Annotated in this window: 8 protein-coding genes; 3 read left to right on the forward strand and 5 right to left on the reverse strand. The window is 69.0% G+C overall.

Features of this window, described 5'->3' with window-relative positions; genetic code table 11:
• Nucleotides 1–4: 4 nt before the first annotated feature.
• Nucleotides 5–1252 (reverse strand): threonine--tRNA ligase, encoded by a 1248-nt coding sequence (gene thrS, locus OG589_RS41380; RefSeq protein WP_405152224.1) that lies wholly within the window; start codon nucleotides 1250–1252, stop codon nucleotides 5–7.
• Nucleotides 1253–1459: 207 nt separating this feature from the next.
• Entirely contained in the window at nucleotides 1460–2143 is a 684-nt protein-coding gene (locus tag OG589_RS41385; protein WP_405144222.1) for a DNA-binding response regulator, read from the reverse strand.
• A gap of 88 nt (nucleotides 2144–2231) precedes the next feature.
• Between OG589_RS41385 and OG589_RS41390 the strand changes: the two genes are divergently transcribed.
• Nucleotides 2232–3116: an oxidoreductase gene (locus tag OG589_RS41390; RefSeq protein ID WP_405144224.1), complete on the forward strand. Its 885-nt coding sequence runs from the start codon at nucleotides 2232–2234 to the stop codon at nucleotides 3114–3116.
• Between the two features lie 74 nt (nucleotides 3117–3190).
• Here the strand turns inward: OG589_RS41390 and OG589_RS41395 are convergent, their stop codons facing one another.
• From OG589_RS41395 to OG589_RS41405, 3 genes are all read right to left on the reverse strand, one after another.
• The gene (locus tag OG589_RS41395) at nucleotides 3191–3973 is read right to left on the reverse strand and encodes a hypothetical protein (RefSeq protein WP_405144226.1); all 783 of its coding nucleotides are present in this window, start codon (nucleotides 3971–3973) and stop codon (nucleotides 3191–3193) included.
• A 211-nt stretch (nucleotides 3974–4184) separates the two neighbouring features.
• Entirely contained in the window at nucleotides 4185–5384 is a 1200-nt protein-coding gene (locus tag OG589_RS41400) for a sensor histidine kinase (RefSeq protein WP_405144228.1), read from the reverse strand.
• Nucleotides 5381–6037: a response regulator transcription factor gene (locus tag OG589_RS41405; RefSeq protein ID WP_405144230.1), complete on the reverse strand. Its 657-nt coding sequence runs from the start codon at nucleotides 6035–6037 to the stop codon at nucleotides 5381–5383. Before OG589_RS41405 ends, OG589_RS41400 begins: the two co-directional genes overlap by 4 nt.
• A 152-nt stretch (nucleotides 6038–6189) precedes the next feature.
• On the opposite strand from OG589_RS41405, the gene OG589_RS41410 reads away from it, so the two are divergent.
• On the forward strand, nucleotides 6190–7632 hold the full coding sequence (locus tag OG589_RS41410) for a hypothetical protein (protein WP_405144232.1): 1443 nt from the start codon (nucleotides 6190–6192) through the stop codon (nucleotides 7630–7632).
• Between the two features lie 333 nt (nucleotides 7633–7965).
• Nucleotides 7966–11910, forward strand: coding sequence for an amino acid adenylation domain-containing protein (locus OG589_RS41415; protein WP_405144233.1), 3945 nt, complete (start codon nucleotides 7966–7968; stop codon nucleotides 11908–11910).
• The last annotated feature ends 11 nt before the right edge of the window (nucleotides 11911–11921 follow it).

The following is an 11921-nucleotide window of genomic DNA, read 5'->3' on the forward strand; positions in this document are numbered from 1 at the left end:
CGTTCTACGCATGGGCGTCGGAGTCCCACAGATCGGTACTGTGCGCGCCGACCAGCGCGCCGATGCGGGTCAGGACCTCGGAGGCGGGCAGGACGTCCAGGCGCCGTCCGTCACGCAGACGCAGGGCGACCTGGTCGTCGGCGGCCTCCTTGGCGCCGATCACGGCCTGGTAGGGCACGAGCCGGGCCGCTCGGATGCGGGCGCCCAGGGTGCCGTGCTCCGGCCCGGCGATCTCGGCCCGCAGCCCCTGGTCGAGGCATCGTCGTACGAGCTCGGCGGCCTGCGGCATCTCGGCCTCGGAGATCGGGAGCACCACGATCTGGGTGGGGGCGAGCCAGGCGGGAAAGGCGCCGCCGTGCTGCTCGATGAGGTGCGCCACGGCCCGCTCCACGCTGCCGATGATGCTGCGGTGCACCATGACCGGCCGGTGTTTCGCGCCGTCCTGGCCGATGTAGTGCAGATCGAACTGCTCGGGCTGGTGGAAGTCGACCTGGACGGTGGACAAGGTGGCCTCACGGCCGGCGCTGTCGGCGATCTGCACGTCGATCTTCGGACCGTAGAACGCCGCCTCCCCTTCCGCGGCCTCGTACGCCACGCCGGAGTGGTCGAGGACGTCGGTCAGCAGGGCAGTGGCCCGCTCCCACATCTCGGGGGCGGCGACGTACTTGCCGCCCGGTCCCGGCAGGGAGAGCCGGTAGCGGGCCGCGCGGATGCCGAGAGCGCCGTACGCCCGGCGGATCAGCTCCAGCGCCGCCCGGGTCTCGTCGGCCACCTGGTCCAGGGTGCAGAAGATGTGCGCGTCATTGAGCTGGATCGCCCGTACGCGGGTCAGCCCGCCTAGCACCCCTGACAACTCGGAGCGGTACATGCCTCCCAGTTCGGCCATCCGCAGGGGCAGTTCGCGGTAGCTGTGGGCGCGGGAGCGGTACATCAGCGCGTGGTGCGGGCACAGGCTCGGCCGCAGGACCACCTGCTCTCCTCCGAGATCCATCGGGGGGAACATGTCGTCGCTGTAGTGGGACCAGTGCCCGGAGATCTCGTACAGCTCCCGCTTGCCCAGCACGGGCGAGTACACATGCTGGTAGCCCGCCCGGCGCTCGGCCTCGCGGATGTACTCCTCCAGGGTGTGCCGGACGGTCGCACCGTCGGGCAACCAGTACGGCAGCCCGGCGCCGATCAGAGGGTCGGAATCGAACAGACCCAACTCGCGGCCGAGCTTGCGGTGATCGTGCATCGTGGTCTCCTCGCGGATGTGAGGCGAGTGACCACACGGCGAAGCCCCGGGGCACTCGCCCCGGGGCTTCGGACTAAGTCATCTGTCAGCGCGCCGGGACACTCTCCGGCGTCGTCGTCATAGCAGCGCGCTTCATGTGCGCCACGGTAGCAGAGACAGGGCGATCTCCACAGGGGACGCCGGCATGCCCCCGCTCAGCCAACTGTGCGGCGATCGGCCGGCACATCAGCGGCTCACCGCCGACTCCCCGGTGAGCCCGAGCTCGCCCGCGCGCAGCCCGGCCTGGAATCGGGAGTCGGCCTCCAGCTTGGCCATCAGCTCGGCGACCCGCCTGCGGTACGTGCGCAGCGAGAGGCCGAGCAGTCTGGCCGCGGTCTCGTCGGTGTGCCCCGCGCCGAGGGCGCGCAGGACGGCCAGGCCGTCCGCGTCGAGGTGCGGCACGTCTCCGCCGAGGTAGGCGGCGAAGTCGGTGGCGGCCTCCCAGGCCGCCTGGAACAGCGCGTACACGCCGCCGACCAGTGCGGGCGAGGTGGTCACGGTGAACTCGCGCAGGCCCGGCGCGTCACGGCCTGCCAGGATCATCACCCGCCGGTCGATGACGATCGTCTCGTGGGGAAGCCGTGTGGAGCTGATCCGCACTTGGGCGCCCTTCGCCGTGACCTCGCGAAGGTGCCGCCGTGCCGCCTCGTCGGCCAGGGCGGCCGGGCTGAGGAGCTTCTTCACCGCGAAGCCGGCTTCGCCGCCCGCGCGCATCCGGTCCTGGATCGCCTGTCGCGCCGCGGGCTGCGACCACGTGCTCAGGTCGCGCGCCGCGCACACGAACTCGTGCTGGGCGCCGGCGAACAGGTGACCGGCCCGGGCGACGAGCTCGGCGTCACCGCGGACGGTGCTGACCTGCTCAGTAGTCACTCATTCATTATCACCGCCATGGTGCGGGTGGTGGCAGCTAGCTGCCATCGCCTTGGGCCGCCGCGCGAATGCGAGAAGGCTGAGCGACATGACATATTCAGGTTCTGCCACCCCCGCGGCCCTGTCGGGACGATTCCTCCTCGGCGGAGATCTCCCCGTCCACCGGCTCGGTTTCGGAGCCATGCGGCTTCCGACCGGCACTTTCCGGGGGCCCGCCCGCGACCCCGAGACGGGCATCGCCGTGCTCCGCCGCGCGGTCGAACTGGGCGTCAACCACATCGATACAGCGTGGTTCTACCGAAGAGGCGGAGTCGTCGCCAACGAGCTCATCCGGACGGCGCTCGCCCCGTACGGGGAGGACCTGGTCATCGCGACGAAGGTCGGGCCGTTGATGGGCGACGACGGACCCCCGAGCGGCCAGGCCGGCCCGCACCAGCTGCGGGGCCTGGTCGAGGACAACCTGCGCACCCTTGGCGTCGACCGGCTCGACCTCGTCTACCTGCGGGTGGGCGGCATGATGGACCCCGGCGGCGAGTCGATCGCCGACCGGTACGCGGCCCTGGCCGAGCTGCGCGCCGAGGGGCTGATCCGGCATCTGGGTGTCAGCAACGTCGATGCCGCCCAGTTGGCCGAGGCGCGGGCGATCGCTCCGGTGGCGGCCGTGCAGAACACCTTCCACGTGCAGGACCGGGGTGACGCCGAGCTGCTGCGGCAGTGCGAGAAGGAGGGGATCGCGTACGTGCCGTTCTTCCCGCTCGGCGGCGGCCACCGTCCGATCGACCCGGCTCGGATGGCAGAGGTGACCGCTCGTCACCAGGCGACCGCCGCCCAGGTGGCCCTCGCCTGGCTCCTGGCGGCCTCCCCCGCGATGCTCGCCATCCCCGGCACCGGCTCACTCGCCCATCTGGAGGAGAACACGACCGCAAGCGGGATCCACCTGACCCCCGAAGACCTCACCACTCTCGAAACCTGAACACGCGGGGTGAGCCATGGCTTGGAAGCGTCGTGGGTCGTCCGCCGCGTCCGCCGAAATGGACGGCCTTGTCGTCAGCCGGCTTCTACGGTGAGGTTCTTGGGCGGAGCGGTGATCTTCACGGAATGCCCCCACTGCTTGTAGAGCATATTCGCTACTATGCTCCAGCCCTTCTTTTCCTCTCCGACGGGCTCGAATGATATCGCGGCGTGGAAACGTCGCGGCAGGCTGTCCGGTCCGGCCCAGAGTTTCCATTTGACCTGACCGCCCGCCGCGCGCCCTTCCTTGAGGTCGAAGGTGGTTCCAGCCTGCCTTGTCCCGAGCTCGGGAACGGTCACGGTCCCGGAATAGAGCGTCGTGTTCACCCCATCGACGGTTCCGCCGGCAGAGCGGACCACTTGCCGAGAGGCGACATGCGTGAGAAAGGCCGGGTTGAGCCCGTCGATCAGGTCCTTCGCCCACAGGAAGCCATCCGCGTTCCGCCAATGGGTCCATTTCTTACCCTTGGGCAACAGCGAGTAGTCCGTGCTCTGCGTGTAGCTGTCCCGGCCTATGTTGATCATGCGGAATCGGCCGGGGGACACCGGATCCTTGTCGATCTCTGTGCTGTCGGAAGCGAATACGCCCGAGCGGGTGAAACGATATACGCCGTGCGTGTCGGCCGTGCTCTTGGCGCCGGAAAAATCTTCGCGCGTCTTGATGGACACGTGAACACTGCTTTTCTTGGCGAATTGGCGTTTGATCGCGCTGATGACGGAGGTGAGAGGTTCGCCATCGGACGCCGCCTGCGCGGTTCCACCGTGTGCCGCAGTCGCCAGAAGGACGGCTGTCGTCAGTACAATTTTCGATCTTCTCATGAACCGATCGTTTCCGGCGATCGTCTCAGCATTATCACCGCGTGGTTGCAGGAGTTGATCGTTTAGTTTATGCCTGTGCTCCGTCCAGCTTCACGGCTTGGGCAATGTAGTCGCGAATGGCGGCCTGGTTTATATGAAGCCCGAACCCGGGAACGCTGTCAAGGCAGGCGCGACACGACTCCGGGAGGCCGAACCCGTGACCGGGCAGGGCTCACGGTTGCTCGCGCGGTAGCTCGACGGCGATGGTGAGGCCGCCCTCCTCGCGAGGACTGGCGGTGACCGTCCCGCTGTGGGCCTCCGCCACGACCTTGACGATCGACAACCCGAGGCCGCTGCCGCGGTCGGAGCGCAGCCGGTCGCCGTGCAGCCGCCGGAACGGCTCGAAGATCATCTCGATCTCGTAGGAAGGCACGGGGAGCCCGCTGTTCGCCACCATCAGTTCCACCCGGTCGGCCCGCTGCCGGGTGGAGACCCACACCTCGCCGCCGGGGTGGTTGTGCCGTATGGCGTTCTCCACGAGGTTCTGCGCGAGCCGCTCGACCAGCACCGCCTCACCGGCGGTCGGCGCGGGATCCAGCAGCCGGTGGATGGTCACCTCGTTCTCCCCCGCTTCCTTGGCCGCCAGGTCCAGCACGTGCTCGACCACGTCGGCCAGGTCGAAGGGGCGCCGGTCGAGAACCGTCCGCTCGCCTTCCGACAGCGTGAGCAGCGCGTCGATCAGCCGCTCGTGCCTGGTGTTGACCACCAGAAGGGACTCGCCGAGGCGCCTGACGTCCTCGGTCGCGTCGGGCCGGCGGACCGCCACGTCCACGAGGGTGCGGTTGATGGTGAGCGGGGTGCGCAGCTCGTGCGAGGCGTTGGCGATGAAGCGCCGCTGGCCGTCGTACGAGCGGGCCAGCCGGCCGAGGATGCCGTCGACGCTGTCGGCGAGATCCTTGATCTCGTCCTCCGGCCCGTCATGGGCGATGCGTTCGGCGAGGTCGTGGCTCTGCGCGATGCGCCGTGCGCTCTCACTCACCGACCTGACGGGGCGGATCACCCATCCGGCGGCCCGCCAGCCGATCGCGGTGGCGATGGCGGCGGCCGCCACGACCCCGAGGCCGCCCACGGTGAGCACGTTCTTGATGGTGTCGCGCTGGTAGATCCGCCTGACCTGCGCGACCCGCTGCTGGGCCACGTAGTACACATCGGTACCGCCCGACGAGTAGAAGGCCTTCAAGGCGTCCTCCTGGGTGGGCGCGGGCCGGTACGTCGTGCCCGCGACCGTGATGGCCTTGGGCTGGCGCAGCCCGTCACGGGGTTCCAGGCTCTGCCGGACGACCAAGAAGACCGCGACCAGCAGCACCGCGCCCGCGAGGAGGAACACCCCGCCGCAGGCGAGGGCGAAGCGCAGCCGCACGTTGTTCTTCATGGGATGCGGTACCCGGCCCCGGTGACGGTCTCGATGACCGCCGGCTCGCCGATCTTGCGTCGGAGTTTCATCATCGTCGTCCTCACGGTGTTGGTGAACGGGTCGATGTGCTCGTCCCACACCTTCTCCAGCAGCGTCTCGGCGGAGACCACCGCCCCATCGGCGCGCAGCAGCTCGGCCAGTACGCCGAACTCCTTGCGGGCGAGCGGCACGTAGCGGCCGTCCCTGAACACCTGCCGGTGCGCCCAGTCCAGGCGGATGCCGGCCCGTTCCAGCATCGGGGGGTCGGCCGGACGTACCCGGCGGCCCAGCGCGTGGACGCGGGCGACGAGCTCCTCGAAGGCGAACGGCTTGGGCAGGTAGTCGTCGGCGCCGAGGGACAGGCCCTCCACTCGGGAGCGCACGTCGCCTGACGCGGTGAGCATGATGACGCGTACCAGCGCCCCGTCGGCCACCAGGGCCCTGCACACGTCGTCACCGTGCACGCCCGGCAGATCGCGGTCCAGGATGAGCACGTCGTAGTCGTGGACGCGGAGCCGCTCCAGCGCCGACTCGCCGTCGTAGGCGACGTCGACGGCGAGCGCCTCGCCACGCAACCCCTCGCGTATGGAGTCGGCGAGCATGCGCTCGTCCTCGGCGACCAGTACCCGCACGGCGGCTCCCCCGGATCTTCGGATCGCGTCAGCGTGCCAGAAGCCGCATAACGCGGACATAACCGGATTCGGTCACGCCAAGGTTATCGATCAATCGCTGGACTGCCCTCACCCCGCCGGGAACCGCCCGGCGCCCGATCGGGGGCTTCACCATGCTCGTTTCCGCCACCGGCGTCCCGGCCGTCCACACCGTGGAGCGTCCGTCCTTACCGCGCCGGCTCCTCGTCACCGGCCACGGGATCTTCGTCATCGTGATCGTGCTCGCGGCGGCGCTTCGCTGCCTCGTCATGCTCGGCTACGACACCGCCCAGCTCTACTGGTACGACTCCTTCACCTACCTGGACACCGCCGTCCACCTCCAGCCCTCCGGGGCGTTCCACCCCGCCGGGTACTCCTTCTTCCTGAGGCTGCTCCTGCCGTTCCACAGCGTCGAACTCGTGGCGGGCGTGCAGCACGTCATGGGACTCGGCATGAGCTTGATGATCTACTGGGTGCTCCGCCGCCGGTCGCTTCCCGGGTGGGGGGCGACGCTGGCCACCCTGCCCGTGCTGTTCAACCCGGCGTTCCTCAGGCTGGAACACGCCGTGCTGTCCGACACCCAGGTCACCTTCCTCATCGTGGCCGCGCTGACCGTCCTGCTGTGGCGGGCCAGGCCGTCGGTGCGCGCCTGCGCGGCGGTGGGCCTGCTGCTGGCGCTGGCCGGGCTCACCCGTACGGTCGCGGTGCCGCTGCTCGGTCTCGTACTGGTCCAGCTGCTCATCCAGCGGGCCGGCCGCCGGCAGGTGATCGCGCTCGCCCTAGCCGGGCTGCTGCCCCTCGCCGCCTACGCGGGCTGGTACCACGCGCATCACGGCAGGTTCGCGCTCAGCGGCTCGGACGGCGTGGCGCTGTGGGCTCGCACGATGACGTTCGCCGACTGCTCGGTGATCAAACCCCCGGCCGAGGAGGCGAAGCTCTGCCCGAACGGCACCGTGGTCGACGCGGCCTCCGAGTACGTATGGGCCGCGGGCGCCTCGCTGAACCGGCTGCCGGGCGGCCGCTTCGCGCACAACGACCTGGCCCGTTCCTTCGCGCTGCGTGCCATCGCCGCGCAGCCGCTGGACTACCTCGGCGCGGTCGTCCACGACACTTCGCTCGCCTTCGCGTGGACCCCGGTGCGCCACCCCCTGCGCGTCTCGCCCGCGCTGACGTTCCCCCACGGTTCGTGGCGGCTGCCCGCGTTCCCGCTGATCGACAAGGTGCGCGGCGAGTACGACGGTGGCATTCGCGGCATGTCCTCCGTCGACCCGTACGGGAACCTGCTCGCCGCCTACGTCCTTCCCGGCGTGCTGCACGGCCCGTTGTTCGGCGTCATCCTGCTGGTGGGCGGCCTCGGCTCGATCGGCAGGCGGCGTGCTGCGCTGCTGCCATGGGCGACGGCCGTGTTCCTGCTCGTCGCGCCCGTCGCCGCACTGGACTTCGACCACCGCTACGTGCTGCCGGCGATCCCCGTGGCCTGCCTGGCCGCCGCGCTGGGGCTCGGCGGATTCCATATCCCCGCTGCTCGCCTGCTCCTTGGGGTTCCCCGGAAAAACCGGTCGCATCTCCGCACTTAGGAAGATGCGCGCCCGGCCGGACCCGTCCACGATGATCGGCATGTCCACACTCTGGAAGATGCGTGCTGAACCGGACACCGCCGACGATGAGGCGGCGGGGGGCCTGTTCGACCCGGCATGCGGAGTTCTCGGACCCTCAGGTCATTCGTGAACGGCCCGGCATCGGGGACGCCGGACGCCACGTGTCATCGGTGGCTCTCCTGGCGAGCCGCCGATCTCCCCGCCGGGGGCCGGGCGTGTACCGGCATCCCGGTGAACCGTGGTGTGGACCACGGCCCGCGCGCTTCATGAGCGGCGGAACCCGCCCCCGCGCCGTCCGAACGAGGAGGCCATATGAGCCTTGACAATACACATCAGGTGAAAACGCAGGACGTCATCGCGGCGGGCGGCGAGGCCGTTCGCCCGATGACGCCGAACAGACGGAACCTGGTCGAGTTCGACGGGGCACGACGCCGGCCCTCCGGCGGCGAATGCCTGCCGGAACTGCTACGGGAGCACGCGCGGTCACAGCCCGGCCGTACGGCGTGCGTCTACGGGGACGAGCGCCTCACCTATCGCGAGCTCGCGGAGCGCGGCGCGGACCTGGCCGCCCACCTGCGGAGTCTCGGCGTGGGCGCCGACGACTGCGTCGGGGTGTTCGTCGAGCCGTCGATCGAGCTGATGACGGGCGTGTGGGGGATCCTGTGCTCCGGCGGCGCCTACCTGCCGCTCTCCCCGGAGTATCCCGAGGAGCGGCTGCGCTACATCATCGAGGACTCCCGGACCGGGATCATCCTGACCCAGCGGGACCTCGTGGCACGGCTGGCCGAGCTGGCGCCGCGGGGAACGAAGATAGTCGTCCTGGACGCGGCGGACGCGTTCGAGCCCGCCGCATCGCCAGAAGGGGCCTGGGAGAGCGGTGTCGGCATCCACCCCGGCGACGCGGCGTACGTCGTCTACACCTCCGGCAGCACGGGCAGGCCGAAGGGGGTGGTGATCGAGCACCGCGCGATCGTCAACCAGATGCGGTGGCTGAACACCGTCCACGGGATCGACCGGGACCGGATCATTCTGCAGAAGACCCCCATGAGCTTCGACGCGGCGCAGTGGGAGATCCTCGCACCCGCGTGCGGCAGCACGGTCGTCATGGGAGGCCCCGGCGTCTACCGCGACCCCGAACGGCTCGTCGACACCGTCGTGGCCCACGGCGTGACCACGTTGCAGTGCGTCCCGACCCTGCTGCAGGCGCTGCTGGACACCGAGCGGCTGGGGGAGTGCACGTCGCTCACCCAGCTCTTCAGCGGCGGGGAGGCCCTTTCGCGGTCCCTCGCGCTGCGCTGCCTGGACGTGTTGCCGGGCTGCGAGCTGGTCAACCTGTACGGGCCGACCGAGTGCACCATCAACTCCTCCAGCTTCACCGTCGACAGGGACTCCGTCGCGGACGGCGTCCAGACGATCTCGATAGGCACGCCGGCGCACGACACGCAGTTCTACGTTCTCGACGGCGATCGCTCGCCGCTGGCCCCAGGCGAGGTCGGCGAGCTGTACATCGGCGGCGTCCAGCTCGCGCGGGGGTACCTGCACCGGCCGGACCTGACCGCGGAGAGGTTCGTCGACAACCCGTTCCACGGGGAGCACGGGTCCTCCAGGCTCTACCGGACCGGCGACCTGGCCTACTGGAACGCCGACGGCACCGTCCAGTTCGTCGGCCGCGTCGACAACCAGGTGAAGCTGCGGGGTTTCCGGATCGAGCTGGACGAGATCAGGCTCGGCATCGAGAGCCACGACTGGGTCAGGAACGCGGCGGTCGTCGTCAAGGACGACTCCCTCACCGGCTTCCAGCACCTCGTCGCCTATGTCGAGCTGAATCCCAAGGAAGCGGCCCTGATGGACCAGGGCGACCACGGCACCCACCACCTGTCGAAGGAGAGCAGGCTCCAGGTGATGGCGCAGCTCTCGGACGGGGGGTGCAGGGACGAGGCGGAGACCAGGGGCAAGACGGTGACCGGCCTCCCCGGCGGGACGCCGACCCGCGAGCAGCGCAGGCGGGTGTTCGCCCGCAAGACCTACCGCTTCTTCGAGGGCGGCGACGTCACCAAGGACGACATCGTGCGGCTGCTGGGGAGGAGCGGCACGGGTGCGCGTCCGCGTGGCCTGGACACGCTGAGCTTCGCGGAACTCGGGGAGATCCTTCGATATTTCGGGCAGTTCTCCAGCGAGGACCGGCTGCTGCCGAAGTACGGCTACGCCTCTCCCGGGTCCCTCTACGCGACGCAGATGTACCTCGAAGTCAGCGGTCTCGACGGCGTGCGGCCCGGATATCACTACTACCACCCCGTACGGCATGAACTGATCCTTATCCGGGAGAAGCCGGCCGAGCCGTCCGCAGAGCTGAAGATCCACTTCGTGGGCAAGCGGCGGGCGATCGAGCCGATCTACAAGAAGAACGTCCGGGAGGTCCTCGAAATGGAGGCCGGCCACATGGTCGGCCTGTTCGAGGAGATCCTCCCTGAACACGGTCTCGACATCAGGGCCCTCGGCTACGCGCCCGAGACCAAGGATCTTCTGGAGTGCGCGGACGAGGACGAGTATCTCGGCACGTTCGAGGCGGTGCCGTATGCCGGGCCGAGGCCGGAGGACTCGCTCGACGTCTACGTGCAGGCCCATCCCGGGAAGGTGACCGGGCTGGCCGAGGGGCTCTACCGGTACGCGGCCGGCGATCTGCTCAGGATCTCAGGCGACATGATCCTGCGAAAGCACGTCGTGGCCATCAACCAGAAGGTCTACCAGCGGTCCGGCTTCGGGGTCGCGCTGGTCGGGAGAACGGGTCCGCACTGGCTCGGCTACGTCGACCTCGGCAGGAAGCTCCACCGCCTGCAGATGAACGACATGGGCCTCGGGTTCATGTCCTCCGGCTACAGCTCCAGGACCGGCGACGACCTGCCGTCGGCGCGGCGGATGGAGAGCATCCTGCGCGCCCGCGGCGGGGAACCGGGCCCGTTCTACTTCGCCGTCGGCGGCCGCGTCAGCGACGAGCAGCTGCTGAGCACGGGGATGAAGGAGGACGCCGTCCACATGAGCGGCCCGACCGAGATGATCAGAGACGACCTGATCGGTTTCCTGCCGGACTACATGCTGCCGAACAGGGTCGTGATCCTCGACAGGCTGCCGCGCACGGCGAGCGGGAAGATCGACTCGAAGGCGCTGGAGGCGCTCGACCTGGCCGACGGGGTCTCCGACGACGAGCCTTTCGTCGCTCCCCGGACGAAGGACGAGGAGCGGATCGCCCGCGTATGGCGGAAGGTGCTGAAGCGGGAAAAGGTCTCGGTGCGGGACGACTTCTTCGTGTCCGGGGGAAACTCGCTGATCGCGATGGCGCTCGTCAGCGGAATCAACGAGGAGTTCCGGTGCTCGCTCCCGATGCAGGTGGTGTTCGGGTCACCGACCGTGGAGAAACTCCTGATCGAGGTGGACGCCGACGCCGGAGAGCCTTCCTCGCGTCTGGTCGGGCTGAACACCGCAGGATCGAAGAATCCCGTCTATTGTTGGCCCGGCCTCGGCGGTTATACCATGAACCTGAGGCCGCTGGCGGAAAAGATAGGCGTCGACCGGCCTTTCTATGGTGTGCAGGCTTACGGGATCAATGAAGATGAGATTCCGTATTCCACCGTCCAGGAGATGGCCGCGGAAGACATCAGGGCCATGAGGCGGCTCCAGCCGGAGGGCCCGTACATGCTCTGGGGATACTCCTTCGGCGCGCGCGTCGCCTTCGAGGCGGCCTGCCAGCTTGAGCAGATGGGCGAGGAGGTCGAGGGTCTGCTGCTCATCGCCCCCGGGTCGCCGCGGGTCCGCGCGGACGACGACCCCGGCGGTGACGACGCGCCCGTCTACGCCAACCGGAAGTACCTGACGATCCTCTTCTCGGTCTTCGCCGGCGGCATCGACGTGCCGCTGCTCGACGACTGTCTGAAGGACGTCGAGGACGAGGACGGCTTCGTGTCGTTCGTGGTCGCGAATTTCCCGGGGCTCGACCCGGATCTGGTGCGAAGAATCGTCCGCACGGTGCACGGGACCTATCAGATGAAATATCACCTCGGGGATCCGGCGGAGCCGCGGCTCAAAGCTCCGATCACGATACTGAAAGCCCAGGGCGACGAACCGTCGTTCATCGAGTACGGCGGCGGATATTTCTCGGAGCCGCCCGCCGTCGTCCATCTCAAAGCCGACCACTACAGCCTTCTCAAGGAACCGGGCCTGCACGAGTTGCTGCGAACCGCCCGTCGCGCGCTCGGCGCGTGAAGTTTCATCGA

This window comes from Sphaerisporangium sp. NBC_01403, assembly GCF_045040145.1.
GTDB classification, from domain to species: domain Bacteria; phylum Actinomycetota; class Actinomycetes; order Streptosporangiales; family Streptosporangiaceae; genus Sphaerisporangium; species Sphaerisporangium viridialbum.

Bases quoted from the DNA above. Each gene is read 5' to 3' on its own strand.
- OG589_RS41400 (WP_405144228.1), bottom strand. From the start codon at position 5,384: ATGAAGAACAACGTGCGGCTGCGCTTCGCCCTCGCCTGCGGCGGGGTG.
- OG589_RS41395 (WP_405144226.1), bottom strand. From the start codon at position 3,973: ATGAGAAGATCGAAAATTGTACTGACGACAGCCGTCCTTCTGGCGACT.
- OG589_RS41390 (WP_405144224.1), top strand. From the start codon at position 2,232: ATGACATATTCAGGTTCTGCCACCCCCGCGGCCCTGTCGGGACGATTC.
- OG589_RS41415 (WP_405144233.1), top strand. From the start codon at position 7,966: ATGAGCCTTGACAATACACATCAGGTGAAAACGCAGGACGTCATCGCG.
- OG589_RS41410 (WP_405144232.1), top strand. From the start codon at position 6,190: ATGCTCGTTTCCGCCACCGGCGTCCCGGCCGTCCACACCGTGGAGCGT.